Genomic DNA, 26,402 nt, shown 5'->3' with positions numbered 1-26,402 from the left:
TTCGGTGCGGCCCCGCCGACGATGCAAGCCCGGGGCGCTCGCTGGTGCGCTGTGGTGCGTGGTGGTGCGTGCTGGTGCGCTGGTGCGCCCTGGTGTGCTGGTGCGCTCTGGTGTGCGCGGTGCTGGGGCGCGGGGCGGCCCGCCGGGAGGTGCCCGGCGGGCCGGCCGGGGCCTAGAGGCCCTTGAGGATGGTCTCGATCTGGCCGAGCACGTCGATCGAGGTGCCGTACCGGTCGCTGGTCGCGTAGGTGACCGGGATGACCTTGTTCGCCTGGACGGCCTTGAGGTTCTTCCAGGACGGCTGCTTGTCGAGGTCCTTGGTGTCCTGCGGGACCTCGCCGGTGGCGGCCATCCTGGGCACCAGGATGATGTCGGCGTCGGCGAGCACGTCGAGCTTCTCGGTCGAGTAGGTGACCTCGTGCTCCTTGGTGTCGCCGGACGCCTGGGAGAAGGTGGCGCCCACGTCGCTCAGCACCCGGCCGACCCAGGAGCTGCTGGTGTCGACGAGGAACTCGCCGCCGCCGTAGGAGGACGCGATGGTCCACTTGACGGTGTTGAGCTTGCCGGCGTAGTCGGCCTTGATCTTGGCGGCCTTGGTGTCGTAGTCCGACTTCAGCTTCTTGAACTCGGCCTCCTTGCCCACGGCCGTGGCGATCTTCTCCTGGGCGGTGTACAGGTCGACCGGCTTGTCGATGCCGAAGTAGAGGGTCGGCGCGATGCCTTCGAGCTTGCTGACGCCCCAGTCGAAGGCGGTGGCGCCCTCGACCACGATCAGGTCGGGCTTGAGGGAGGCGACCTTCTCGACGTTGATCTCGATGCCGGAGCCGATGGCCTCGATCTTCTTGGCGGCCTCGGTCTGCGAGGGCAGCAGCTCCATCGGGTTGTTGTCGTCGATGGTGCTGGTGCCGACCGGCTGGACGCCGAGGTCGAGCAGCGCGCCGGTGGCGTAGGAGACGGAGACGATCCGCTTGACCCCGGCCGGGACGGTGACCTTGCCGTTGGTCGCCTCGATCACCTGGGCGGCCTTGGCCCCGCCGGACGCACCGGAGGCGGCCTCGCTCCTGCTGTCGCCGTTCGAGCCGCAGGCGGTGAGGCCGAGGGCGGCGACACCGGCGACGGCGGCGATTCTCAGACCACGGGACGGCAGGGCACGGGTGTTCATCGTTCTCCTTGGGGGTACTGCGTGGCGTGCGCGGGGGCGCTGGGCGTGCGGTGGGCGGGGCGAGGGGTGAGCCCCGCGGGCCGCTCGGGGGTCAGGCTGCCGAGAGGTGGGCGGACCACACCCGGACGGTCGGGGCGCCGAGGTCGGCCAGGTCGGCGAAGTCCACCCGGGCGCCCCGGGCGCGCCACTTCTCGATCAGGTGCATCAGGCGCATCGAGTCGAGCCCGAGGTCCCGGAGGTCGTCGTCGTCACCGACCGCCGCCGGCTCCTCGCCGAGGAGTTCGGCGATGTCGGCGCGGATGCTCTCGGTGTCCAGGACGGGGGCGGACCCGGACGGGGTGGTGTCGGTCATGGCGTGGTTCTTTCGCTTCCAGGTCGAGGGGGAGTTCGCCGGTGCGGCCCGGCAGGCCGGCGGACCGTCAGCCGGTCACGCCGAGGCGGCCGTCCTCGGCCCGCAGCTGGCGGCCGGTGTGGCGCAGCAGCAGCGAGTCGCAGATCTCGCCGGAGCGCACCGCCAGGGTGGAGAGCAGCGACGAGGTGATGCCGTGGGTGTGCTCGGTGCCGCCCTGGAGGTAGATCCCCACCTCGACGTGGTCGTCGGTCAGCACCCGGTGGTCGCGGTCGACCCGGAGGCGGCCGAGCTGGTCGGTGCGGCAGGTCGCGCCGAGGTCGCCGAGGAGGTCCCGCGGGTCGACGTGCTCGTAGCCGGTGGCGAGCACCACCGCGTCCGACTCCAGAGCCATGGTCTCGCCGGTGGTCAGCGAGCGGATCTCGGCGACGGCGCCGTCGGCCAGCTGCCCGACGCCGGTGAGCCGGGTGGCGTTGAGGATCCGCAGCCGCTCCCGGCCGGCCACCTTCTCCTGGTAGACCGTCCGGTAGAGCTGCTCGATCAGGTCACCGTCGACCACCGAGTAGTTGGTGTTCGCGTGGTAGTCGAGCAGGGTCCGCTTGGCCTCGTCCGGCGCGGCGTAGAACTCGTCCACGGCGGACGGGTCGAAGATCCGGTTGGCGAACGGGCTGTCGTCGGCCGGGCTGTAGCCGTAGCGGGTGAGGACGGCGCAGATCTCCGCCTCGGGGAAGGTCCGGTGCAGGAACTCGACGGCCTCGGCGGCCGACTGGCCGGCGCCGACCACCGTGAAGCGGCGGTGGCGCAGCTCCGCGCGCCGCTCGATCAGGTCGGGGGCGCGGAACAGCAGGTCGCGGGTGTGGATGACGCGGTCCCCGGCGGTGACGCCCTCGGGCATCCGCGGCTTCAGGCCGGTGCCCACCGCGATGTTGCGGGCCAGCCGGACCTCGCGGTCGGCCGGGTCGGTGACTGACCGGGACTCCACCTCGACGACCTCGACCCGGCCGTCCGGGGTGGTCACCGGGCGGACCGCGGTGACCTCGCGGCCGTAGGCCGTCCGACCGGCGAACTCGGCGGCGCACCACTCGAAGTAGTCGTGGAACTCCAGGCGGGTCGGGTAGAAGGACTTCTGGTTGATGAAGTCCGCGAGCCGGCCGCGCTCCTGGAGGTAGGTCAGGAAGGTGAAGCGGCTGCGGGGGTCCCGCATCGTCACGAGGTCCTTGAGGAAGGAGACCTGCATGGTCGCCCCCTCCAGCAGCATCCCGCGGTGCCAGCCGAACGTCGCCTGCTTCTCCAGGAAGCCGACCTTGAGTGCCTGCTGAGGGTCCCGGCGGTTGTGCTCGTCGACGGCGATGGCCAGGGCCAGGTTGGCGGGACCGAAGCCTATGCCGACCAGGTCGTCGGCGCCCTCGCCTCGGTCGATTGCGCCGTTCTCGCTCGACATGATCGATCCTTCCGTTGCTTCTTGCTTCTCGGCCCCGCCGGTGTCCGGTCGACCGCCGCGGCGGCCGTCCGTCACTCGCCCACTTGCCATAGGTAAGGCTTACCTAAGTTCTATCACGTGATCGGGTGAGTCAAATTCAGATCGTGCCCGAACCGACCATCGCGACCTGCCGCCCTTCCGCGCCGGCCGCCTCGTCCCGGCGCACCAGCGGCGCGTCGGGCACCACCTCGGTACCCACCGGCGGCCCGCCGAAGGCCGCCAGCACCCCGTGGCGGACCCGCCCGTCCAGCACCCGCGCACTGCCCACGCCGGCCCGGACGGCCCGCAGGCAGCCCTCCATCTTCGGGACCATGCCACTCGCCAAGTTCGGTAGGAGTTCGGCGAGTTGGGTGGCGGTCAGCGAGGGGACCACCTCCTGCGAGCGCGGCCAGTCGCGATAGAGCCCCGCCACGTCGGTGAGCATCACCAGCAGCTCCGCGCCCAGCGCGGCGGCCACCGCGGCGGCGACGGTGTCCGCGTTGACGTTGTAGACGTCACCGCCCACGCCGCGCGCGACCGGGGAGATGACCGGGACCCTGCCGTCCGCCAGCAACGTGCGCACCATCGAGGGATCGACGGACGCGATGTCACCCACCTGCCCGATGTCCACCCGCTCGCCGTCCACGACGGCGTGCCGCCGGACGGCCGTCATGGTGTGGGCGTCCTCGCCGGTCATGCCGACCGCGAAGGGGCCGTGGCGGTTCACCAGGCCGACCAGCTCGCGCTGCACCTGACCGGCCAGCACCATCCGGACGACGTCCATCGCCTCCGGCGTGGTGACCCGCAGGCCGTTGGTGAAGTGGGACTTGATCCCGAGGCGCCCCAGCTGGGCACTGATCTGCGGACCGCCGCCGTGCACCACGACCGGCCGGACACCCGCGTAACGGAGCAGCACGACATCCTGGGCGAAGGCCGCCTTGAGGCCCTCGTCCACCATCGCGTTCCCGCCGAACTTGATCACGACGATCTTGCCGCGGAACCGCTCCAGCCACGGCAGCGCCGCGAGGGGGCCACCCGTGCGCGAAGTTCCAGCAACCCCGGTGCGACGTGCGCGCCCGGCCAGGCCGTTCTCCACCGATCCCCCTGCACTCAGGATGCCCGCACCGGGATGTGCGGCATTCGCTCCCCTCCACCCCGCCACCCGGCTTCGCGAGTGCCGGAGGGAGTGCGGTTCGGTCGCTCCAGAACCACTTAGGCAAGGGTAACCTTACATTTCTTCACCCTTCCCGTCACCATCCCGTACGAACGTCGCCCGCCCGTGCGAAACCGGGGCGCCCGGAGCACGGTCCGCCCGGACCGCCCCACCGCGGCGACGCGGTCACGGGCGCCAGTAGCCGAGCGCGGGCAACCGCCCCTTCGGGAGGGCGAGTTCCCGGCGGGCGAACTGGGTGGGCACCGAGAAAACCAGACCCGCACCCACCTGGTCGGATGAACACCGGTGGCCGCGAGCAGCCCGCCGTCCGTGAAGCGCACCCGGCGGCAGTTCTCGGTGACGTCCTCGACGCCGGTCACCGTCAACGCGAAGTCCCTGCCCCGCCTCGGCTTGAGGACGACGCCCTACCAGCAATGGCCGTGGCCCGCGACAGCCTCCAGCTCGGGCAAACATTAGGGAAGGCTAACCTCGCTGTCGGGATGGTGGACGTCGACCCTCCGGCCACCACCCGCCTCCCGGCCGGCCGTCAACCACCGTTCGGGGGGCGGGTGGTGGCCGCTACCTGGGTGGCGTCCTCGGCTGCCGGTCGTACCGCGGGACCGGAAGATACGTGCGCGGCCCCCATGGTCCGGCCGCCCGGCGGGCGCGAGGATCGAGACCGCCCGGCGGGGCCGGCCCGGACCGCCGCCCTCGCCCGAGCCGCTCCACACCCGCTCCGCACCCGCACCGACCTGTACCGCACCGACCCGCTCCGGCTTGGGAGGCCCGAGGATGTCCGAGGTACCCGCGGCCTCCGGCCACCAGGACGCGACGCTCTACCGCGACCTCGTCGAGGCCGAGTTGCGCCGCCGCGGCGCCGACGGCTGGACGGTCCGGGCCGAGGACCCGTGGTGCCTGGTCTCCCACGACGGCGCCCCGGCGCGCGAGCAGGGCTGGAAGCTGCACCTGGGCGCCACCCCGCTGTCGGCACCCACCGTCCTCGCCCGGGCCGTCCGGGTCCTCGCCGCCGAGCGGGCCCCGTTCAAGTTCGCCGCGACGCCGGCCCGGGTGGCCGAGCTGGTCTCGGCCCGGGCCGACCGGGGCGGCGGCGGCAAGTTTCTCACCGTCTACCCCGTCGACGACGAGCAGTTCCGACGGCTGGCCGAGGCCCTGCACCGGGCCACCGCGGCCCTGCCCGGCCCCGGCATCCTCTCCGACCGCCCGTACCGGCCGGACAGCCTGGTGCACTACCGGTACGGCGCGTTCCGCCGCGACGAGCGGCTGACCGCCGACGGCCTCCTCGAAACGATGCTGCGCACCCCCGAGGGCGGCTTCGTCCGGGACCTCAGGCTCCCCCGCTTCGCACCGCCCCCGTGGGCGCCACCGCCGTTCCCGGCAAACGAAGCTGACGGCCGACCACGTCCCAGCGGCAGCTCCCCGGGCGGCTCCCGTGTCCTGCTCGACGACCGGTACGAAGTGCGCTCCGCGATCCGGTACTCCTACCGCGGCGGGATCTACCTGGCCACCGACCGCCGGACCGGCCGGGAGGTCGTCGTCAAGGAGGCCCGGCAGCACGTCGGCGCCACGCTGGCGGGCGCGGACGCGACCGACCTGCTGCGCCACGAGGCGCGGATGCTCGACCGGCTGGCGGAGCACGGGCTCTGTCCGCGCGCGCTCGGCCTCGTCCACCAGGGCGGCAACCTCTACCTCGTGCAGGAACGCGTCCCCGGTCAGGACCTGCGCGCCTGGACGGCCGGCCGCCCGGACACCGAACCGGCCACCACCCGGCCGACCCCGGCCGGACCGGCCACCCCCGGGCGGACCTCGGACGAGCCGCCCGCCGACCGGCCGACCGCGACCGGACCGGTCACCACCGGACCCGTCACCACCGGGCGGATCGCCGAGCAACTGGTCGCGCTGGTCCGGCAGGTGCACGCGCTCGGCCTGGTCCTGCGCGACCTCAGCCCGGGCAACGTCATGGTCACCCCGGACGGCACCCTACGGCTGGTGGACCTGGAAGCCCTCGCCCACTCCGGCGACCGGGTGCGGCGGGTGGAGACCCCCGGGTACACTGCGCCCGAGACCGCCTCCGCGCCGCCGTTCGGACCGGCGCCGGGGCCCGAGGCGGACCTCTTCAGCCTCGGCGCGGTGCTCTTCCACCTCCTCACCGGCGCCGACCCCGTGCTCGCCCCGGACCGCCCCGCCCGGCGCGGCCGGGACGAGCGGCTGGCCGCGCTGCTCACCCACGCCCTCGCCGACCGGCCGCACCTCCACCCGTACCGGCCGCTCGTCCTGACCCTGATGGCCGAGGACCCGGCCCGGCGCGCCCTCCCCGACACCCCGCCGCTCGCCACCCGCGGCGGCGGGCCCGCCCCCGTCCCCGCCTCCGGGCTCGACCCGGCCGCCGCCGAACCCGTCCCCCCGGCCGCCACCGGGTTCGAACAGCGGCTGCTCGACGACGGGTTGGCCTGGCTGCTGCGCACCATGACCCCGGACGACCGGCAACGGCTCTGGGCCCCCGGGGAGTCCGGCACCCGGACCGATCCGCTGAACGTCCAGCACGGCGCCGCCGGAGTGCTCGGCGTCCTGGTGGCGGCCGCCCGGGCCCTGGACCGGCCGCGGCTGCGGGACGCCGTCGCCACCGCCGCCCGGTGGACCCACGACCGGGTCGACCCGGCATCACCGGGCCTGCCCGGCCTGTACTTCGGACGCTCCGGGACGGCCTGGGCCCTGCTGGACGCGGCCCGCCTGCTCGACGACGACGCCCTCGCCGCCCGGGCCGCGGACCTCGCCCGCCGGATCCCCGTCGACGGGCCCAACCCGGACGTCTGCCACGGAGTGGCCGGGGCCGGCCTGACCCAGCTGCACTTCTGGCTGACCACCGGCGACCCGGAGTTCCGCCGGGGCGCCGTGACCGCCGCCGACCACCTGCTCGCCGCCGCCCGCGCGGGCCGATCGGGCGTGCTCTGGCCGGTACCCGCCGGCGCCGACTCCGCGCTGGCCGGCATCCACCACCTCGGCTTCGGGCACGGCGCGGCCGGCGTCGCCACCTTCCTGCTGCGGACCGGTCTGGCCACCGGGCGCGAGGACTTCGTCCGGGCCGCCGAGCAGGCCGGCGAGACCCTGCTGCGCGCCGTCCGGGTCGAGGACGGCGCGGCCGGCTGGGCCATGGACGACCGGCGGGCCCGCGCCAGGACGCACCCTCCCCAGTGGTGCAGCGGTGCCTCCGGCATCGGCACCTTCCTGGTCCGGCTCTGGCGGGCCGGCGGGGACCCGCGCCACCGCGAGGCCGCCGAGCAGGCCGCCGTCGCGGTGCACCGGTCGCGCCACCGCGCCTCCCCCGCCGCCTGCCACGGCCTGGCCGGGAACGCCGAGTTCCTGCTCGACCTCGCGGCCGCCCTGACCGAACCACGCTACCGGCGGTGGGCCGCGGACCTGGTCGCCGCCGCCCACGCCCGCAACGTCGTGCACGACGGTCTGCTCCTCGTCCCCGACGAGACCCTCTCCCGCGTGCACGCGGCGTACAACACCGGACTGTCCGGCCTGCTCGGCCTGCTGACTCGGCTGCGGCACGGCGGGACCCGACTCTGGCTCCCCGCCGGGGAGCCGCCCCTCGACCCGGAAGGGAGGTGACTCGACATGACGACGGACGTGACGACCCTGCAGAACCTGGAGCTGGAGGAGGACGCGGTCTGGCCGGACTGGATCTGCCCGATCATCAGCTGCTGGTCCTCCGACTGGCAGGCCGACTAGCTCCTCTCCGCCCCGCTCGGGTGTGGGCCGGCCTCCGGGCCGGCCCACACCCCTGTCGAGGAGGCGGTGCGGGCCCGGCGCGCTCGGCCCGTCGCGCCCGTCGCGCCCGTCGGGAGGTCCGGCCGGGCGGCGGCCGGGACGGGACCACACCTTCGAGTGGCGCGGTCCGGAAACGCCGCCGGACCGGCGGGCCGTCCGGCCATCATCGGTGGACCGACGAACTCCGATGTGACCGGGAGAGCACCGTGCGCGTCCGCACCACCGCCAGTCCCCCTGCCGCCCCGCCGCCGTCGCGCTCCGGCGCGTCCCGCCCGAGCACGGCCCGAACCGGGCTGCCGGTTGGCCGACTTAGTACTGCAACGGTGCTTACCGTGACTACTGTTGGGTTCGCTCGTTGGGCTGTTCATGGGTGGGGACATATCCGAGGTCGATGCTCGTCGGTGGTCAGACGGGTTGGCCGGGTTGCATGAGCGGTTTGGGCACCGGTTCGCGCGGAGCGAGTCGCGGGAGTCGGCGTTGGCCTACATGCGGGGCATGCTGGCGCCGCTGGAGCGCAAGAACGGGTGGACCGTGGCCGAGGAAGCCGGCCATGACGGACCGGACCGGATCCAACGCCTACTGAACCGCATCGACTGGGACGCGGACGCGGTGCTCGACGACGTACGCCGGTACGTCGTCGAGCACCTGGCCGATCCCGGTGGCGTGCTGATCGTGGACGACACCGGGTGTGCGCCACGAGGCGCTGAGGATCGAGTGGGAGGAGGAGCCCACCGCTGGTCATCGCAGTGACCGGTTGAAGCTGGAGACAGGCTGGACCCCAGGTCGGGGGCGAGGCCGGAAGCAGTCTCGACAACGTAGGGGCGGATCGAGACCACCAGACGGTCCGTGCCCGCAAGCGAAGACGGAATGGGTGTAAGGAAACTGAACCAGTGCTTGAAGCCCCGTGAGTCGTCAGCGGCCTGCCGAACCTGGTGGATGGGCCGCGCCGCGGTGCTGGAGAGTGCTCTATCCGGTGGCCTCTCCTCTCTCGTCGCCTCTATCCCGTGGGCGCCGGGAGGCCCGGACCAAGACTGCGATGTGCGGTCCGTGGCGATGCCGCCGGGGTAAAGCTGGGCACCGAAGCCGTTGCAGAGATCCTCAGTGAACGTGGGAAGCGACTTGGCATCGCCCTCCCCGCCCGGCAGCCGGCCGGGCGGCGGGCAGGCGCGACGCTCGCCGATGATGCCGGGTCGTGGCGGAGTCGCCGTAGTACTCCGAGGACGGGAAAGCCGTCCGCATGGGGAAGGGCGACAGCGTGATGGCAGCAGGAGTGCTGTCGGGGAGGGACGTTGTTGAACAACGACGCGCCGCCGCAAGTTTGGCCGAGCATTTTCGCGGCCGAGCGGCGGGTACTCGATCATCAACTCAAGCTGCACCGATGGGCAAGGAGCGATCCGGATCGCCGGTTCGCTGATGTATTCAACTTGATCTGCGACCGGGCCACGCTGTTGGTGGCCTGGGAGCGGGTGTCCGGCAACCAGGGTGCCAGGACAGCGGGCGTGGACGCGGTCACCCGCTACCACGTCGAGGAACGCCTGGGAGTGATTCCGTTCCTGGAGGAGCTCCGCTCCTCGCTCAGGGACGGGACGTTCCAAGCGCTGCCGGTCAAGCAGGCGGTGATCCCCAAGAAGAACGGCAAGGTCCGTTATCTGGGGATTCCGACCCTTCGCGACCGGGTCGCGCAGATGGCGCTCAAGCTGGTCCTGGAACCGATCTTCGAGGCCGATTTCTACCCGTCCAGCTACGGGTATCGGCCAGGACGTCGGGCCCAGGATGCCATCGCCGAGATCCACCATCTCACCAGCAGGCCGTCGAACTACGAATGGGTCATCGAGGGCGACATCAAGGCCTGCTTCGACAACGTCGATCACCACGTCCTGATGGACCTGGTGGCCGAGCGCATCAAGGACCGCAAGGTCCTGCGACTGGTCAGCGCATTCCTGCGGGCCGGGGTTGTCGAACTGCACGGTGGGCTCGCGGAGACCCTCACCGTGACTCCGCAGGGCGGGGTCGCCTCCCCGCTGCTGGCCAACATCTACCTCTCCGTCCTGGACCGGCACTTCGCCCGGATCTGGGACGAGGAGATGTCCCCGGCCTGGCGTCGGCAACACCGACGCCGAAGGGGACTGCCGAACTTCCGGATGGTCCGATACGCGGATGACTTCGTCGTGCTCGTGCACGGCACGAGGGAGGACGCGGAAGCGATCAAGACGGAGATCGGCATGCTGTTGGCCGACAGGCTGAAGATGACCCTCTCGGAGGAGAAGACCCACATCACCCACATAGACGACGGCTTCGTCTTCCTCGGCTTCCACATCCAGGCGAAGACCCGGGGCGACGGTCGCCGCGTCGTGCTCACCATCCCGTCCAAGCCAGCCCTGGCATCGGTGATGCACAAGATCAAGAAACTGACGGAGCGGGGCACGACCCTGCTCTCGTTGGAGGCGGTGCTGCGGACGGTCAACCCGGTCCTGCGGGGCTGGGCGGCCTACTTCCGCTACGGCGCATCGAAGAAGACGTTCTCCTACCTCGGCCACTACGCGTGGTGGAGGATGATCCTCTGGATACGTCGCAAGCACCCCCGTTTGACCTGGAAGAAGCTGCGGCGGCTGTTCTTTGGAGCCGACTGCATCACCGAGGGCGGGATCGTCCTCTACAGCCCGGCGAAGATGCGGGTCGAACGCTACCGCTATCGCGGAGCGCAGATCAGCACGCCCTACAACATCGACGAGGTCAACCCGGACGGAGCACGCTTCCGCCGGACCAGCCACGACGATGCGGCGTTCGTCGGCCAGGTCAGCGAATACCTCGCCTGATCCACCGGATCACGTGGAGAGCCGGATGCTCGGCCAACGGGCACGTCCGGTTCGGCGGGCGGGGACGGGAAAACCGACACCCGAAACGGTGCACGGCGTCCCGTCCCCGACCCAACTCCCGAAGAAGGGCGTGCGGTCGGCCGGTGTCCAGCGGCAACACTCGGGCACCGCGAGCCGTACCGAGAATTGCCAGGGGCCGCTGACGCGGGCCGGGGACCGCGTTCAGCCAGGTGGTCGGTTCTCCTGGTCGTACAAGCACTTCGCTTTGACCGAGCGTCAGGCAGGGGTTGTCATGCCGCGAGGAGGTCGACCGCTGCTGCCAGATGGCGCCGGACGACCTTGACGGACCCCAGGTCTTTGGCGGGGTCGTTGATCCAGGTTCTGGCTTGCGTGAGGAACCATTCGACCGCCCAGACCCGGTGCCAGCCCAGTGCCCACCGCTCCGGGGGCAGACCGCCGCGGCGCGCGAGCGCGTCCGGGTGGCCGCCTGCGGCGATGTAGGCGCCGATGAGTGCGTGCAGGCGGGCCGGATCAGGTGGCTGTGCTTTGGCGAGTCCTTGCCAGGCGGCGATGTCGAGGAGGCCCGGGCCGGCGAAGGAGTGAGCGAAGTCCAGCAGCCGGGGGCCGAGTGGGCCGATGTGCAGGCTGGAGGAGTGGTACTCGGAGTGGACCCAGCCAAACGGGGCGGTGTGTGCACCGGCCGCGCGCTTGTCGGCAGCACGTTCGAGGGCGTGCAGGTAGCTGGTGAGGTCGTCGGTTCCCTCCGTCCAGCGGTCGGCGGCTTGCAGCCGCTGGAGGTGGTCCAGGGCGTTGCCGGGAAGGGCTGCCAAGGCGCTCTGATCCAGCGTCGGTAGGCAGGTCGGCGGGTTGGCGGCGTGCAGGACCGCGGCGGCGGTGGCGGCCTCGCTGTCGTCGGCCTCGCGTAGCGGGTCGCCCAGGTCTTCGAGCACCATCACGAGCAGGCCGCCGCCCTGGGCCGAGCCGAGTACGCGCGGCACCGGGACACCGGCCTGTGCGGCGGATCGCAGAATCCGGTCCTCACGGGTGAACGGCTCGCGCGCGTACTTCAGAATCGCAGTGCTGCCGTCGGCGTGGGTCAGCCGTTCGACCCCGGACATCGACCAGACGCGTAGCGGAAGGCGGGCCGGCGCCGGGCCATTGGTCGAACTGGTGATCTCGCTCAGGAGGCCAGTGATCAGTGCCGGGTCCATCGGTGTGCCGATCACTCGGCAGGGTGGCGTCGGTGGTCACGCCAGGCGATAGCTGAAGCGGCCATCTGCCGTTTCCACGCGGATGCGGGTTCGTGAGCCTGGACTTCCTGCCAGTGCCGGGCGTTGGCCTCCGCGAAGGCCAGCAGCACACCGGGGTCGGCCACCTGGAATGCCGGCAGGCGTGATGCCCACTGCTCGGCCTGCTGGGGGGTGTGTCCGGCGTCGATCAGGCGGACGGCCCACACGGCGGGGTCGGCCCAGGCCGGCCCGCGGGTGGGCCAGGCCCAGTCGATCAGGTGGGCGGCATGGTCGATCAGGACGTTGTGCGGAGCCATGTCGGTGTGCAGGAGCGCGTCCCCGGCGAACAGCTCCGGGGTGTCGCTGTAGGCCTCGTACCGCTCCGTGAAGCTCAGCAGCGGGATGTCCGGGCACGGGGTGCGGGCGAGCTCGGTCAGCGCGTCCACGACCAAGGGCAGGTCGGGACTTCCGGGTGAGAAGTCGGCGACGGGGCCCTCGATCACCTCGAAGCCGAGCAGGTCCCAGCCTCCGGCCTGCACGTGCCACAGCACCCGCGGGCAGGACTTGGGCAGGTAGGGGTTCACGGCGGCCTCGCGCAGCTGCGTCTTCACCTGGCGGTGATCGACGGGGATGCCCTTGATGAACACCTCGCCCGAGGCGGTCATGGCTTTCACGGCGACGCCGGAGTTCGCCCCGGTGGACGCGTCGGTGGTGGTCAGGAAGGGGCCGGTGTGCTCCTGCACGGCGGCGCGGGTGGCTGGCGGGAGGTGGTGCCAGGCGAGGCGGGCCATCGACACTGCTGGACTCCAGGGAGGCGGCGGGTGGTGCCCCGGCCTGGGCCGGGGCACCACCGGAGGTGCTAGTACGGCTGGGAATCACTCGACGAGCAGGAGCACATGACGACCTCCAGGACGTCGTCCAGGTCGCCGACGAACATGACCTCCTCGTCCTCGAGGGGCCGCTCGGTGAGCGTAAGCGCTACGGGTACCGGCATGGGTTTACCTCCCTCCGTGCTGGCAGTAGGTGTTGAGCGGGGCCTTCGCCTCCTGGTAGAGCTTGGCCAGCGGCCGGCAGGTGAAGCAGGTGCCGGACAGCGTGCAGCCGGAGCATCCACCGGTGCGAAGCTGGAGGGAGTCGGCGACAGCGCCCAGCTGGCGCAGGCCGTCGACGCCGTCGGTCGTCAGGTCGAACTGGGGGTCGCGGCCGACCTTGCAGATCGACGCCTTCCCCCAGGGGTCGGCGTGGAAGAAGGTGTGCCCGGCGTTGCAGCCCTGGAACGGCTTGCGGGGCATGACGTAGTCGGCGGCCTGGGTGCCCATTCGCTCGCCGCCGCCCTCGATGGTCGGGCTCATCGTGGTGAAGACGTGGTGCGGGAAGCCGTACCGGTCCGCCAGCGCTTGCATCGCGGGGATCTCTCCTGCGTTGCGCTCGGAGACCACGATGTTCAGCTTCAGGGGCAGGCCAGCGTCCCGGGATGCCTCCAGACCCTTGATGAACCGGTCGAAGGCACCCCGGTTGCGGGTCATGCCGTCGTAGGAGGCTGCGGTGGCGCCGTAGACGCTGACCGCGATCAGGTAGGGGCGGTGGCGGGCGAAGAGTTCCTGGATGCGCGGCTTGTACAGCTGGCTGCCGTTGCTGGCGATCGAGACCATCAGCCCGAGCTCGTTCGCGTACTGGTAGGCGGCGGGGAAGTCGCGGTCGATCAGCGGCTCGCCGCCGGTGATCTGGAACCACAGGGCGCCGGAGTCCCGGACGACGTTCAGCATCTTGACCTTGTCGTCCCAGGCCAGGCCCTCGAAGTTCTTCAGGCCCAGGTAGCAGTGCTCGCAGTCGTAGTCGCAGCCCTTGTTGATCTCCCACGACGCACGGCCGTAGCCGAGCTCGGCGTGCTGCCGGACCAGGATCGTCCTGTCGAGCGGCCGCCCGTCCAGGGCCACGCCCCAGGCGTTGCGGGCCGCCTCCGCCAGCCATCCGGGCACCGTGCTCTGCAGCGGTACGTCCAGGAGTTCCCGGTACCGGCCCGCGCCGATCCGTAGGCCCTCGCGCCGGCCGGGCCGGACAGCCACATGGCCGTCCAGGAACGGAGAAACGATCAAGTCGTGCATGGACACTCCCTTGAACAGCGGACGGGCGAGATGACAGAGCACGCAGCGGGACGGGTGTGCGGAGGCCAGCGGCTCGGATCGCTGCACGGTGGCATCGGCACCGCCGAACGTCGGACGCCGTCTGGTCCGAGCCGGTACGCGGCTCACGGAAGGGCGGACGGAACCGGGCTGGTGCCGATGTGGATCCTCGGGCGCGCTCGGCGGATGAGCGAGGCGAGCAGCTCGGCTCTTCGGCGTCCGCGGGCTGGGATTGGCTGCTCGGCCAGAGCGTAGGTCAGCCATACGGCCTTGCCCCGAGCGGTCGGGTGGATCCCCCAGGTCGAGGCGAGGGCGTCGACCAGGAACATGCCCCGGCCGCCTTCGTCCTGCGGATCGGCCTCGCGGCGGCTGGGTGCGACGTTGGAGGCGTCCAGGACTTCGACGAAGACCTTCTGTCCGCGGGCGACCATGGCGAGGGTCAGCAGGTCGCCCTTGCCGTGGAGGACGGCGTTGGTGAGCACCGCGCTGACCAGGAGGGCGAACGTCCCAGCCACGTCCTGGTCGAACCGGTATCCCCAAGCGTGCAGTTGGTCGACGGCCCGGTGCCGGGCGGAGCCGACAGAGGCTGGAGCCGATGCCAGGAACCAGCGCGTAGTGAAGGTGGTCATGAGCCTTCCCTGTTCGTCGCCCTGAACGGTCGCCCGCCCAACAGGTAGCCAGGGCGAAGCGGGTGGATGCCGCCGCCGGGAACGGAATTCTGAAGATCGGGTCACGGTCCCGGCGGCGGCTACCACCAGTGCACCGCTGATCACGCATCAGGTCGAGGTCGGATCGGCGGACACACCACCGGACACATCCGCTCACGGGTAGTGTCCTGTTCCTTGCGGTGCGCGTTTATGAGTAGCGTGGAGATCGGAAGTCGGGGGAACCTCGTGGCCCAACATCATCTAGCCAACGAGACGTTGGTCTCCGCCCGCATCGCGCGCGGATGGCTCACCCAGGAAGACTTCGCCGAGGCGTACTACGCCAAGGCCCAGCAGATGCACGAGCAGGCCCGGATCTCGGTCCGGCAGGTCCGCCGGTGGGAGTCCGGGGTCACCACCTGGCCCAACCGCGATGCCCGCCGCGTCCTGCAGGCCCTGTTCGGCCTACCCCTGGAAGACCTCGGGTTCATCCGTCCCCCGCGCCCCACCGGCCGGCGCACGGCGGCACCCGGCGAACCAATGGAGTTGGAGGACGACGTGCGTCGCCGTACGTTCCTGGGCGGCGCCCTGGCCGCCTCGGTCCCGCTGTTCGACCTGGACACCCTAGAACACCTCACCGCCGCCGCACACGACGCCCGCCGCTACAGCGACCACGAGCTGGTCACACACCTGAGCGGCGCCCTGGACGAAGCCGCCCGCTCGGACGGCCGCACAGGCCCCCACCAAGCCCTGCCCGCCACCTTGGGCGTCCTGGCCGCGATCAACAGCACCGCCCGCGAAGCCCGCCCCGAAGTCCGCCGCAGCCTGCTGAACCTCGGCGCCCGCGCCGCGGAGCTCGCGGCCTGGCTCCACAAGGACGGCGGTGCCCCAGACCACGAAACCGCCTATTGGCACCAGCAGTCCAAGGAATGGGCGACGTTGACCGGCGACGGCGCCATGCACGCCTACGTCCTTCTACGGCAGGCCCAAGCTACCGACCGCCGCGACCCGGCCCGGATGCTCGACCTCGCCCGCGCCGCCACAGGCGGCCCTTGGACCCTGCCGCCGCGCCCGCGCGCTGAAGCCCTCCAGCAGGAAGCCCGCGCACTCGCCATGACCGGTGCCCCCATCGGGGAGATCGACCGCATCCTGGACCGTGCCCAGGACGCACTCGGCCAGGCCGCCCCGGTCACCGGACCTGCCACCTGCACCGGACCGCTCGGCGACAGCTACACCACCGAACGGCTCATGGTGCAGTCCGCCATCTGCTACCGCGAAGCTGGCCAGCCCGGACGCGCCGCCGGCCTCTTCCAGCGCCACCTGGCCACCGACACCTTCGCCCCCAGGGACCGGGCCTTCTTCACCGCACACCTCGCCGGAGCTCTGGCCGCCGTCGGCGAACCCGACGAAGCCGCAGCCGCAGCCCTCCTCGCCCTCAACCTGGCCGCCAGCGCCCGCTTCGGCCAGGCGCTGGCCGAACTGCACCGCACCGCAAGCCAGTTGAAGTCCCACCACAACCGCCCCGCCGTGCAGGAGCTCCACCAGCGCCTCGCCACGCTGGCGGCCTGAATGGGCCACTCGTTACCTCGGCAGTCAGCCGGCCACGAAGGTGCTGACCAGCTTGATGACCTCGCGCTGCCATACCTGCGTCTGGGGATCCAGGTACTGGGGATCATCGTGGACCGCGAACCCGTGCTGCGACCCCTCGATCTCCACCAGCTCAGCCCCGCCGCCGAACAGCGGCCGGCACCGGCGCGACAGCTCCACCGGCACGAAGGTGTCCGCGGTGCCGTGCACCATCAGCACCGGGGCGGAGACCGCGGCCAGCACCGCCGGCAGGTCCCACAACAGCACTTCGTTCAGCAGGGCACGGCCCAACTCGAACGGGGAGCGCTCGGTGAAGCCCTGCGAGTCCAACTCCCGCGCGGCATCGGGCGAGAGGTAGTCGCCGCTCCAGCCGGGGCGAGAGGTGGTGTACCGCTCGCGGTAGTCCAGACGGGGGTTCAGCAGTACCAGTCGGTCAACGTCCTGAGGCCGGTGGCCGGCGAGCAGCGCGCAGGCGCCACCAGAGAAGGACGCCGAGATCACGTGCACCGGGCCCGCCCAGCCCGTCTCGCTTCGGACGTGGTCGCATGCCGCGCGGACATCGTTCACCACCGAGGCGATCGTCAGCTCGGACTCCTTGCCCTCGCTCGCACCGTGCGCGCGCAGGTCGAAGCGCAGGTTCGGCACACCGCCGACTGCCAGACCGTCCGCCAGCCTGGTGAAGAAACCGCCCTCCTCACGGGTGACTCCCGAGCCGTGGACCAGCACCGCCACGCCAGAGGTCGGTCCGCCAGGTCGCGAGAGTGTTCCGTAAAGAGCTGTGCCGTCAAGGGACTTGAACGCTGTCTCGATGTCCGCCATGAGCCAAGGCTAGGTTACCGAGCCGATGGGAATCGCAGTGTCGCTCGTTTGGCTGACCGAGTCCGAGTCAGGCGCGGCGGAGCCACGCCTCTGATCACGGAACGGCAAAATCTTGCGCCCCAACTGAGACACCATCCGCCTTCGACGCCACCGCCAGGTCCACCCTGCGCACCAGGTCATTCGCTGAGACAGGAAGGTCACTGAGACATGCGAACTGTTCATAAGCCGGGCGGCATGGTCGAGGCCTGCGAGTCCCCCGAGCAGGCCGCCGCCCGCGAGCTGCGGGAGGAGCTGGCGCTGGACCTCCCGGTCGGACGGCTCCTGGTGGTGGTGGACACCGCGCCCGCGACGGCCACCGGGCACGGCCGGGCCGTCACCTGCTTCCTGTACGACGCGGCGCCGCTCACGGCCGCGCAGGCGGGCGCGCTGCGGTTCGCCGACGGGGAGATCCGCGCCGCCTCCTGGCTCGATCCGGGGGAGGCGGCGCGGCGGCTGCCCCGGCACCTGGCCGCGCGGCTGACCGCCGCGCTGCGCGCGCTGGAGGACGGCGGCATCGTCCATCTCAGGGCGGGCGTCCCCGCGCCGCCCGCGCAGGGGACGCCCGCGACGGCGGGTGGCCGCGCATCGGCGGCGGCCGCCCGGCAGGATCCGCGGGGCGGTGGCGCGCGACGGTGGCCCGACGCATGAGTCGACCCGCACCGGGGCGAAGCGCCACGGGGCGGAGCGACGACGGATGGAGCGACGGCAGGAATCGCGGTCGCGGTGAGGGTGGTGAGGGTGGGGGCGGGGTTCGGCCGCCGGGAGTCGTGCGGGCGGCCTCAGGCCTCGGGGAACTGCTCCTCCTGGTCGGCCACCCCGGCGGGTTCCAGGAACGGCGCGCGCTCCACGGGCTGCAGGTGGTGGCGGTCCGTCTGGACGGGAACGGTCGCGGAAGGCTCGGAGAAGGGCTGCCACAAGGGGCGCAAGTCGGCGGTCACGATCACCAGTCTGCCAGTCCCGGGGCCCGCCCGGTGCCCGCCCGCCCGCCGACGGCCGGGGCGGCCCCGCGCGACCGTCCCGCGGCGGGGTGCGGCGCGGGCGGATCCGGCGGTGAACCGGCCCCCGCGGCGGGGGCGGTGACGCTCCCCGCCCCGGTGGGTCCGGCCCATCCGGGGCGGGTCGGCCGGGCGGCAACCGCCCTGGTAGCGTCGGGCGGCCAGCCGAAATGATCACAGGAAAGGCAGTAGTCGTGCAGGAAGTGACGTGCCACAAGGTCGGCGAGGACCGCATCGCCCGGGCCCTCGACGACATCCGCGGACAGTCGTTCAACCGCTGGCACTCGCTCCGCTACGACTCGCTGTCCATCCGGGGCCTGAGCCGGCTGCAGGGCGAACTCCTCGACCACGTCGGCGCCCGCACCCTGACGGACCCCGCGCTGACCGGTCCGTCCGGCCGGAACGCCCTGCGGGCGGCCGCCGAGTGCGCGCTCGGGGCATTGGCGCTCGGCAGCTTCCCGAACGGCGACTTCGAGGTCTACTTCCCGCTCAACGACGAGACCCTCGACAGCGGGGACTTCGCCTTCGGCGACGCGGTGGACGACGTGTCCACGGCGCGCACCTGGCTCGACACCTTCGCGCTCTGCGTGACCACGGACCTGCTCCACCGGCCGGAGCGGGTGGTCGGCCCCCTGCTCAAGGACGACTACGCGCCCGCGATCCGCGACGGGGTGCCGTACTCGCCGCTGGAGTCGGTGTCGGACCCCGGCGACCTCGCCGCGATGGACGCGCTGTGCGGGTACCTCGCCGACATGGTCGGCACCTGGCCCGCGATGCGGGTCGCCCCGGAGCCGATCACCAAGCCCGACGCGCGGGCCCGCGCAGAGGCCGCCCGGCGGCTGGACGCGGCCGGTGCCCTCACCCCGGACCAGCGGCTGCTCCGCGTGCTCCTGGACGACGACCGGGCCGCCTTCGAGCACGCCCTGACCGAGCGTCTCCGCCTCCACCGGGACGGCGTGGGACCGGACCCGGAGCCGAGGACCCTGCTGCCGGTCGAGACCGTCGCCCTCGCCGCCCTCGCCGTCCGGGCGCACGGCTGGCAGCTGGAGACCCGCTCCGGCTACCTGCCGGAGGGCCTGCTGGCCGACCCGCAGGAGTAGCCCTGCCAGACGCGCGATACGGGCCGGCGGGAACTCCCGCGCCTTCCGCCGGTTCGCCGAGCGGCGACCGGGTAGGCGCGCGCCGACAGGAGAGGAGAACCGCGATGCCCCGAGGATCGAGCCCCAAGCGGGAGCGCCAGTACGAGCACATCAAGGAGAGCGTGCTGGAGCGCGGCGAGAGCGAGGACGTGGCGGAGGAGATCGCCGCCCGGACGGTCAACAAGGAGCGGGCCAGACACGGCGAGGCGCGGACCGCCAGCCGGAGTTCCACCCACGACATCTCCTCCGGCCGGCGGGGCGGACTGCGGTCCCACGAGGGCGCCGGGGGCCGCACCTACGACCAGCTGTACAACGAGGCCAGGCACCGCAACATCAAGGGCCGTTCGAAGATGAACAAGCGGGAGCTGGAGCACGCGCTCGGCCGCTGACTCCGCCCGCCGCACACCCCGGAACGAGACCCGCCGCACCCCGCCGCACCCCCGAAGCGAGAGGTGACCGTGATGACCAGACCGACACCCCCGGACCCGGACACCGAGCCGTTCCCGCACCCGGCCCCCGGGCCACGCCATCCGGGCGAGGAACCCGTACCCGTGCCTCCCCCCGTCCCACCGTTCCCGGACCCGGATCCGGCACCCCCGCCGCGATTCGGACCCGCCAGGGCGTGAGCCGCCCGGGTGACAGGTCTGGGCGGGCCGATCGCGGGCGGTCCGGGGTCACGCCCGGGAGGCACGGGACCGCGGAGAGCGACCGGTGGCGGCCGGCCCGACCGGACTGCCCGGGCGGCGGCCGGGCGGCGGGGTCACACTGGACGTATCCGCCGTCCCCCGGGTTTGGAGGCCTCCGTGAGTGAGCTCAAGTTCGAGCAGAAGGCCTCGCTGACCCGGCTCGAAGCGGCCGACCGGCTCACCGCGCTCGCGGACGCGCTGCGGCACGGCACCAGCGCCGAGCTGGACCTCGGCCCCGGCACACTGACCGTGCGCGTCCCCGACGAACTCCAGATCGAGATCGAGGTCGAGGTCGAGGACGGGCAGATCGAGCTTGAGGTCGAGCTCAAGTGGCGGACCGAGTAGGCCGACCCGACGGCGCCACCCCGGGCCTGCCCCGGCCCGGCTTCCGGCCGGTCGCCGCCGGGCGCGCGACCGGGAGCAGCGACGTCGTGGCACGGTGGCGGCTCCGCCCGGCGGGCGCCGCGGCGGCCGGCGGCGAACCCGACCACGTCTGGTACGCCGCGTACGGCTCGAACATGTGCGCCGAGCGGCTGGCCTGCTACCTTCGCGGCGGCCGGCCGGCGGGTGGCGCCCGGACGTACCCCGGCTGCCGCGACGGGCGGCCGCCGGAGCGGGCCGTGCCGGTGACGCTCCCCGGGCAGCTGTACTTCGCGCTGGAGTCGACGGTCTGGGGCGGTGGCACGGCCTTCTACGACCCGGACCGCCCCGGCGTGGTGCCCGCGCGCGTATCTGCTGACCACCGGGCAGTTCAGCGACATCGCCGCCCAGGAGAGGCACCGGCCGCCGGGGGCCGACCTCTCGCCGGCCACCGCCCTGCGCACCGGGCGGGACCGGCTGTGGCCCGGCCGCTACGGGACGCTGGTGTGCCCCGGCTCCCTCGACCACACCCCCGTGCTGACCCTCACCGCCTCCGGCGGCCTGGCCGACGCCGACCTGCGGGCACCCCGCGCCGCCTATCTGCGCACCATCGCCGCCGGACTGGTCCAGGCCCACGGCTGGGACCTCGGACGGATCGCCGACTACCTCGGCACCCGCCCGGGGGCCGACGCGCAGTGGACCCCCACCGCCCTCCGTCGGGCCCTGGCGGAGACCGCCGGCGACGACTGAGGACCGCACCGCGCTCCCGCCGGACCGCCGGACCGCTCCCGAACATACCGGCCGGCCACCCCGTCGCCGCGCAGGAATGACGAACGCCCCTCTGGGGAAAGGGCGTTCATGACGGCGAATGGTTCAGACCATTGACGGCCCGGGGCCACAACTCCTACGGTGGGGACCACACCGACCTGGCGCAGGCATGCCAAGAGATCGACGGCCGCCGCACCCCCACGCGCGCGCCCTGCGTCGGGCGCACACTCCATCCACCCCCACGGAGGAGCACCATGCGCAAACGTCATCTCGCCGTCGTGGCCGCGGCCGCGGTCGCGCTGCCGCTCACGCTGGCCCTGCCGGCGCAGTCGCACGGCTTCATCAACCTGCCGCCCAGCCGGGCGGCCCTGTGCGGCGCGGGCGTCGTCACCAACTGCGGCGACATCCAGTGGGAGCCCCAGAGCGTCGAGGGCCCGAAGGGCTTCCCCAGCCGCGGACCGGCCGACGGCACCATCTGCGCCGGCGCCGACCCGCGCTGGGCGCCGCTCGACGCCCCGCGCAACGGCAACTGGCCGACCACCAACGTGACGGCGGGCCAGCAGCTCACCTTCACCTGGAACATCGAGGCCCGGCACGCCACCACCACGTTCAAGTACTACCTCACCAAGCCCGGTTACGACGCGACCCAGAAGATCACCCGGGCCAACCTGGACCTGACCCCGTTCCTGACCGTCAACTACAACGGGCGCCAGCCCGCCGCCACGACCACCCACACCGGGACCCTTCCCAGCGGCCGCACCGGCCACCAGGTCGTCGTGGCGGTCTGGGAGATCGCCGACACCAACAACTCGTTCTACTCCTGCACCGACGTCAAGTTCTGACCTGACGCCAGTGCCGCACCGACGCCCGTCGGCCCCCTGCCCGGCACAGCTGTCCGAGACCCGGCCCGGTGCACTCCGCCGCACGGCGGAGTGCACCGGGGCGGGGCGACCCGGGGCGGGGCGACGGGCCGGGACCGTGTGCGCGAACCGCCCCCGACCTCGCCCCCGCCGTGCCGAACCGGCGGGCACCCGGGGTGCCGGTGGTGCCACTGGGACGGGTGCGAAGCAGCGCGGCCCGACGGTCCGAAAGGGTCGAACATCTGCGCCGTCGCACCTCTATGGCGGGCCCGAACGAATGGCTAGCATGGGCGGCCCGCACGGGAATCAGCCAAGGTGAATGGGAGGAACCACCCATGAGTGCACTGGTACTGGACATCCGCGACGCCGGCCTACTGGACATCGACGACGAGGTGATCGCGTTCGAGGACGAGTTCGACGCCGACCTCGCCCCGGCGGCCTGTCTCGACGACCCGTTCGTCACCTACGTCCCCACCCGCTTCGACTGCGCGGTGGACGCCTGACCCTCGCCGGACACCCGGCCTGCGGGCGGGCGCCGCCCGAACTGCCGTGCGCCGCAAGCCCGCAGGCCACCGCACCGGCTCGCACGCCGTACCTTCTCGCACCTGCCCGCCGACAACCCGGCGGGGTACCCGTGCGACCGGACCCCGGGACGTGGTGGACTCGTGCCGTCAGCAGCAGCACCCACCGGCGCGCGGCCGGACCCCGGCACCGCCGGGGCGCTGCGGGCCCGGATCGCCGCCCTGGTCGCGGCCGCCCCGGGATCGCGCCGCCAACTGCACGGCGCCGACGACTGGTTGTATCTGCACGACCCCGACATGCCGGCGCTCCCGCACGGCTGGAAGCTCCATGTGTCGGCCCGCCCCGACCGGTTCCCGCACCTGCTGGACGTGGTGGTCCCGATCCTGCTGCGGCGCACCTGCGACGCCAAGTTCGCCGCCGGCACCGCCGTGCTGCGCGAGCTGAACACCGGACTGCGCGACCCGGCCGCCGTGGGCAAGGCCGTCACGGTCTACCCGTGCCCGGGCGAAGAGGCCGCCCTCGCGGACGAGTTGGCGAACGCGCTGACGGGCTGGACCGGCCCCCGGGTGCCCAGTGACCGGCAGTTGCGGGCCGACGCCCCGGTCTACTACCGGTACGGCCTGTTCCGGGTCGCCGCCGAGGACTCGACGCTCGTCATGACCGGCCCGGCCGGCGAGACCTTTCCCGCCCCGGCGGCCCCCCACTATCGCCAACCACCCTGGGTGAGCGACCCGTTCGCACCGCACACCGCCCCGCGACCGACGAGCACCCGGATCGGCGACGGCGGCCGCTACCGGATCACCGCCGGCATCACCCGCGCACCGGGCGGCCATGTGTACCGGGCGGTCGACGTGGTCACCGGCCGCGAGGTGGTGGTGAAGCAGGCCCGCGCCTTCGTCGCCGAGGACGCCGCCGGCATCGACGCGCGGGGCAGGCTCCGGCACGAGCGGCGGGTCCTGACCGCACTGGCGGGCGTGGGCGGAGTACCGCGCCTGGTCGACTACGTCCGGCACGGCGAGGACGAGTACCTGGTGAGCAGCGCCTGCGGCCGGCGCGACCTGCGTCGCGACGTGCTCGAAGGCGGCCCCTACGAGGCCCGTGCCGCCGGGCCCGGCGGCACGCACGGGCCGGGCCGCGACTGGTGGTCGCTGGCGCGCGGACTGCTCCGGGCACTGGACGCGGTGCACGCGCGCGGCGTGGTGATGTGCGATCTGAAGCCGGCCAACGTGGTGCTCGACGCGGCGGGCGGGTGCGCGCTGGTCGACTTCGGCATCAGCTCCCTCGACGGCGAACGGCCGGCCGGGACGACCCGGGGGTACGGACTGCCCGGCCCGGCGACCACGACCGCCCACCCCACCGACGACTACTACGCGTTGGGGACGACGCTGCACTACGCGGCCACCGGTCTCGACCCGGTGGTGATCGACCCGGACCGGGCCACCAACCGCGACCGCACGCTGGCCTGCCTGGCCGGTGCGCTGCCCGACCCGCAGCACCCGGCGGTCTCGCTGGTCGCGGGCCTGCTCGGCTTCGACCCGGCGGAGCGAGCGGCGGCCGCGGACGCCCTGCGCCACCACGCCGCGCCGCCCGGCACGGGCCTTGCGGGCACCGTGGGCGAGCGCAGCGACCGCGCTCGGCGCGTTCCCGCGCCGCCGCGTCCGCCCCGGGTGACCGCCGGACTGCTCGGCGAGGTCGTCGACCACACCGTCACCACCTGCGTGCGGCTGGCCGGCGAGCTGGTCACCGCCGATGCGCGGAGCAGGGAGCCGCGCGCCCTGCTCTCCTTCTACGACGGCAGCGCCGGGCTCGGTCTCGAACTGCTGCAGCACGCCGACCGCCCCGACGCCCGGGCGGCCGCCGCCGCGCTGGCCCGGTGGACGGCGGCACACTCCGCGATCGACCGGCTCGGCCCCGGCCTGTACGAGGGCCGCACCGGGGTCGACCTCTTCCTCGCCCGGGCGGCCGACATGCTGGGCACCGAGGAGCCGCTCGGCACCGATCCCGGTCCGGGTGACGTCCGCTCCACGGACCAGATCTCCGGCGCGGCCGGCCTCGGAACCGGCCGGCTGCTGCTGGCCGGGCGAGCGCGCGCCGCGGGTCGCGAAGCCGAGGCCGAGCAGCACCTCGCGACGGCCCGGGCCTGCGCCCGGCTGCTCACCGACGGCCGGGCCGACGGGCCCCGGGAGACGCCGAACCCGGGTACCGCCGCACTCGAAGAGGGCTTCGCGCACGGCCGCGCCGGAGTCGCCCACTTCCTCCTCGGCCTGTCCGCCGCGTCCGGCACGACTGCCACAACCACCCTTCCGGCCAGCCACCTTGACCTCGCCCAGAGCGCCCACAGCACCGAAGACGTCGAGGCTGCCGCCGCGGCGCGCCGTCTGGTGGACGCGCTCGCCGAGGACGTCCCCCGGCTCGTGGTGGCCGCCGGCCGGCCCGGGGCCACCCGCCGGTACGGGTCCTGGTGCCGGGGTCTGGCCGGCATCGGCACGACGCTCGTCCAGGCGGGCCGGTACTACGGCGCGGACGAGTTCCTCACCCGGGCCGCCGACGCCGCCCGGGCCTGTCGCGAGTCGGCCCCGAGGACGGCACCCGTCGTCCAGTGCTGCGGGCTCGCGGGCGCCGGGGAGTTGCTGATCGACCTGGCGCTGGCCACCGGGGACGAGCGGCACTGGGAGGCCGCCGAGGAGATCGCCGGGCTGGTCCTGGCCCGCAGCGGCGGCCGCGCGGGCCGACCGGTGTTCCCGGCCACCGGTCCCACCGTCGAGTCCGCCGCCTGGGCGGTCGGCACCAGCGGTGTGCTCTCCTTCCTGCGCCGGCTCCACCGCCGGGGCGGCCCCCGGCTCGGCATGCTGCTCCAGCCCTGAACTCCCGGGCGCCGTAGGGGCGACAGGGCCTGTGCCGGTCCCGGTCCGGACCGCTCCTTCAGTACTCGGCACCAGCCCCGCCACCGGCCCGCCGGGGCACCCCGGAACCCCCCTCGGGTTGGACCCGTACCCACCCCGCCGGAGCTCCGCCCGCCGTCCGCAACCCTTGCGCGCACCACGCCGTGCAACAGTCACGGCCGGCTGTTACCCAGCCGATGGACAGCCGTGACACGACCTCCCGGGGACCGCGACAAGGCCCTCCTACTGTCGGTCGGGACGCGCCGACCGCACGGTGGGCGCACCGCGACAAGGAGAGACGCCCGTATGTCGAAGCACCGCTCCACCCGCACCACCAACTCGACCGCCCGTCGGGCCCTGGCGGGCTGCACGATCGCGGGGGCGGCCCTGTTCGCCACCGTCTCCGGCGGCCAGGCCTGGGCCGACGGGGTCCGGACCCCGTCCCCGACCGCCCCGGCCGTCGACCACCCCGACCAGCCGGCCGCGGCGCCCTCGGCACCCGCCGCCAAGCCCGGCCAGCCCGCGCGTCCCGCCCCGGCCGTCTCCCAGCCGGCGGCCGCCAACGGTGCCCAGCCCGCCCCGGCCGCGCCGTCCGCCAAGGGCGCCCAGCCCGCCCCGGCCGCCCCCGCCGCGCCGACCGTCACCCCCAGCGGCGCGGCGCAGCCCAGCCGCGGCCCCGTCCCGCAGGACAACTCCCGCGCCGACCAGCCGCAGGTCAAGTCGGTGCCTCAGGGCGCCGCCCAGGCCGGCGACGGCAGCGGGGCCCTCGACGACGCCGGCACCAAGCTCGTCGGCGGCAGCGCCGCGGCCGCCGTCGGGGCGGGCGCGCTGGGCTTCGCCCTGCTGCGCCGCCGGGCCGGTGCGCGCGGCTGACGACGGTTCCGGGCACTCCGACGGCTCCGCGGCGGCAGCCGCTCCCGACGGGTCCCCCGTCGCCCGGCGCCCGCTCACGGCCCAGCGCGGCCGCGGGGCGGGGGCCGGCCCGTCCGCGGCGGGCCGCCCGCCCCCCACCCCGGGC

General features: G+C 73.2%; 23 protein-coding genes and 2 pseudogenes. 13 read left to right on the top strand and 12 right to left on the bottom strand.

What is annotated here, in order from left to right; translation table 11 throughout:
* Positions 1 to 172 precede the first annotated feature (172 nt).
* The 5 genes and pseudogenes from ABT263_RS11425 to ABT263_RS11405 all read right to left on the bottom strand — a co-directional run.
* Positions 173 to 1,162 (bottom strand): ABC transporter substrate-binding protein, encoded by a 990-nt coding sequence (locus ABT263_RS11425; protein WP_352290082.1) that lies wholly within the window; start codon positions 1,160 to 1,162, stop codon positions 173 to 175.
* Between the two features lie 91 nt (positions 1,163 to 1,253).
* Positions 1,254 to 1,514, bottom strand: a complete 261-nt coding sequence (locus ABT263_RS11420) for a phosphopantetheine-binding protein (protein WP_352290080.1) — start codon at positions 1,512 to 1,514, stop codon at positions 1,254 to 1,256.
* Positions 1,515 to 1,581: 67 nt separating this feature from the next.
* A complete protein-coding gene (locus ABT263_RS11415) occupies positions 1,582 to 2,952 on the bottom strand; it encodes a lysine N(6)-hydroxylase/L-ornithine N(5)-oxygenase family protein (protein ID WP_352290078.1) in 1,371 nt (456 codons plus the stop codon).
* Positions 2,953 to 3,088: 136 nt separating this feature from the next.
* Positions 3,089 to 4,054 carry an acetylglutamate kinase gene (gene argB / locus ABT263_RS11410; protein WP_502885787.1) on the bottom strand — a complete coding sequence of 322 codons (966 nt, stop codon included), beginning with the start codon at positions 4,052 to 4,054 and terminating at the stop codon, positions 3,089 to 3,091.
* A gap of 335 nt (positions 4,055 to 4,389) precedes the next feature.
* A pseudogene (locus ABT263_RS11405) lies at positions 4,390 to 4,509 on the bottom strand (siderophore-interacting protein); the annotation flags it as partial.
* A 406-nt stretch (positions 4,510 to 4,915) separates the two neighbouring features.
* Here ABT263_RS11405 and lanL (ABT263_RS11400) point away from each other — a divergent pair.
* The 3 genes and pseudogenes from lanL (ABT263_RS11400) (at position 4,916) to ltrA (ending at position 10,731) form a co-directional block, all read left to right on the top strand.
* Positions 4,916 to 7,756, top strand: a complete 2,841-nt coding sequence (gene lanL, locus ABT263_RS11400; RefSeq protein WP_352290076.1) for a class IV lanthionine synthetase LanL — start codon at positions 4,916 to 4,918, stop codon at positions 7,754 to 7,756.
* Positions 7,757 to 8,281: 525 nt separating this feature from the next.
* Positions 8,282 to 8,617 (top strand): annotated as a pseudogene (locus ABT263_RS11395) (transposase); the annotation flags it as partial.
* A gap of 590 nt (positions 8,618 to 9,207) precedes the next feature.
* Positions 9,208 to 10,731 (top strand): group II intron reverse transcriptase/maturase, encoded by a 1,524-nt coding sequence (gene ltrA, locus ABT263_RS11390; RefSeq protein WP_352290074.1) that lies wholly within the window; start codon positions 9,208 to 9,210, stop codon positions 10,729 to 10,731.
* Between the two features lie 290 nt (positions 10,732 to 11,021).
* Here the strand turns inward: ltrA and ABT263_RS11385 are convergent, their stop codons facing one another.
* The 5 genes from ABT263_RS11385 to ABT263_RS11365 form a co-directional block, all read right to left on the bottom strand.
* Positions 11,022 to 11,942 (bottom strand): phosphotransferase family protein, encoded by a 921-nt coding sequence (locus tag ABT263_RS11385; RefSeq protein WP_352290072.1) that lies wholly within the window; start codon positions 11,940 to 11,942, stop codon positions 11,022 to 11,024.
* An 11-nt stretch (positions 11,943 to 11,953) separates the two neighbouring features.
* The gene (locus tag ABT263_RS11380; RefSeq protein ID WP_352290225.1) at positions 11,954 to 12,751 is read right to left on the bottom strand and encodes an aminoglycoside phosphotransferase; all 798 of its coding nucleotides are present in this window, start codon (positions 12,749 to 12,751) and stop codon (positions 11,954 to 11,956) included.
* 68 nt (positions 12,752 to 12,819) lie between these two features.
* Positions 12,820 to 12,954: a hypothetical protein gene (locus tag ABT263_RS11375; RefSeq protein ID WP_352290070.1), complete on the bottom strand. Its 135-nt coding sequence runs from the start codon at positions 12,952 to 12,954 to the stop codon at positions 12,820 to 12,822.
* Between the two features lie 4 nt (positions 12,955 to 12,958).
* Complete coding sequence (locus tag ABT263_RS11370) at positions 12,959 to 14,065, bottom strand: radical SAM protein (RefSeq protein WP_352290068.1); 1,107 nt, start codon at positions 14,063 to 14,065, stop codon at positions 12,959 to 12,961.
* Positions 14,066 to 14,208: 143 nt separating this feature from the next.
* Positions 14,209 to 14,712 carry an ATP-binding protein gene (locus ABT263_RS11365; protein ID WP_352290066.1) on the bottom strand — a complete coding sequence of 168 codons (504 nt, stop codon included), beginning with the start codon at positions 14,710 to 14,712 and terminating at the stop codon, positions 14,209 to 14,211.
* Positions 14,713 to 14,976: 264 nt separating this feature from the next.
* Between ABT263_RS11365 and ABT263_RS11360 the strand changes: the two genes are divergently transcribed.
* Positions 14,977 to 16,296, top strand: a complete 1,320-nt coding sequence (locus ABT263_RS11360; protein ID WP_352290064.1) for a helix-turn-helix domain-containing protein — start codon at positions 14,977 to 14,979, stop codon at positions 16,294 to 16,296.
* 24 nt (positions 16,297 to 16,320) lie between these two features.
* Here ABT263_RS11360 and ABT263_RS11355 read toward each other — a convergent pair whose 3' ends face one another.
* On the bottom strand, positions 16,321 to 17,133 hold the full coding sequence (locus tag ABT263_RS11355) for an alpha/beta hydrolase (RefSeq protein ID WP_352290062.1): 813 nt from the start codon (positions 17,131 to 17,133) through the stop codon (positions 16,321 to 16,323).
* 207 nt (positions 17,134 to 17,340) lie between these two features.
* Here ABT263_RS11355 and ABT263_RS11350 point away from each other — a divergent pair, with 207 nt between their 5' ends.
* Complete coding sequence (locus ABT263_RS11350) at positions 17,341 to 17,820, top strand: NUDIX domain-containing protein (RefSeq protein WP_352290060.1); 480 nt, start codon at positions 17,341 to 17,343, stop codon at positions 17,818 to 17,820.
* Between the two features lie 131 nt (positions 17,821 to 17,951).
* Here ABT263_RS11350 and ABT263_RS11345 read toward each other — a convergent pair whose 3' ends face one another.
* The gene (locus tag ABT263_RS11345) at positions 17,952 to 18,110 is read right to left on the bottom strand and encodes a hypothetical protein (protein WP_352290058.1); all 159 of its coding nucleotides are present in this window, start codon (positions 18,108 to 18,110) and stop codon (positions 17,952 to 17,954) included.
* Positions 18,111 to 18,361: 251 nt separating this feature from the next.
* Here ABT263_RS11345 and ABT263_RS11340 point away from each other — a divergent pair, with 251 nt between their 5' ends.
* From ABT263_RS11340 to ABT263_RS11305, 8 genes are all read left to right on the top strand, one after another.
* The gene (locus ABT263_RS11340) at positions 18,362 to 19,267 is read left to right on the top strand and encodes an immunity 49 family protein (RefSeq protein ID WP_352290056.1); all 906 of its coding nucleotides are present in this window, start codon (positions 18,362 to 18,364) and stop codon (positions 19,265 to 19,267) included.
* A 104-nt stretch (positions 19,268 to 19,371) separates the two neighbouring features.
* On the top strand, positions 19,372 to 19,695 hold the full coding sequence (locus tag ABT263_RS11335; RefSeq protein WP_352290054.1) for a plasmid stabilization protein: 324 nt from the start codon (positions 19,372 to 19,374) through the stop codon (positions 19,693 to 19,695).
* 414 nt (positions 19,696 to 20,109) lie between these two features.
* Positions 20,110 to 20,337, top strand: a complete 228-nt coding sequence (locus ABT263_RS11330; RefSeq protein ID WP_352290052.1) for an amphi-Trp domain-containing protein — start codon at positions 20,110 to 20,112, stop codon at positions 20,335 to 20,337.
* Positions 20,338 to 20,670: 333 nt separating this feature from the next.
* Positions 20,671 to 21,102 (top strand): hypothetical protein, encoded by a 432-nt coding sequence (locus ABT263_RS11325; RefSeq protein WP_352290050.1) that lies wholly within the window; start codon positions 20,671 to 20,673, stop codon positions 21,100 to 21,102.
* Between the two features lie 272 nt (positions 21,103 to 21,374).
* Positions 21,375 to 21,962 carry a lytic polysaccharide monooxygenase auxiliary activity family 9 protein gene (locus ABT263_RS11320; protein ID WP_329491508.1) on the top strand — a complete coding sequence of 196 codons (588 nt, stop codon included), beginning with the start codon at positions 21,375 to 21,377 and terminating at the stop codon, positions 21,960 to 21,962.
* Positions 21,963 to 22,315: 353 nt separating this feature from the next.
* Complete coding sequence (locus ABT263_RS11315) at positions 22,316 to 22,483, top strand: SflA family class IV lanthipeptide (protein WP_352290048.1); 168 nt, start codon at positions 22,316 to 22,318, stop codon at positions 22,481 to 22,483.
* Positions 22,484 to 22,645: 162 nt separating this feature from the next.
* Positions 22,646 to 25,366, top strand: a complete 2,721-nt coding sequence (gene lanL / locus ABT263_RS11310; RefSeq protein WP_352290046.1) for a class IV lanthionine synthetase LanL — start codon at positions 22,646 to 22,648, stop codon at positions 25,364 to 25,366.
* A gap of 324 nt (positions 25,367 to 25,690) precedes the next feature.
* A complete protein-coding gene (locus ABT263_RS11305; RefSeq protein WP_352290044.1) occupies positions 25,691 to 26,257 on the top strand; it encodes a hypothetical protein in 567 nt (188 codons plus the stop codon).
* The last annotated feature ends 145 nt before the right edge of the window (positions 26,258 to 26,402 follow it).

Origin of the sequence: Kitasatospora sp. NPDC001603 (genome assembly GCF_040298365.1) — a bacterium.
Lineage (GTDB): Bacteria > Actinomycetota > Actinomycetes > Streptomycetales > Streptomycetaceae > Kitasatospora.
Note: the sequence above shows the minus strand (reverse complement) of the source record. Positions and strands in the feature narration are given on the sequence as shown.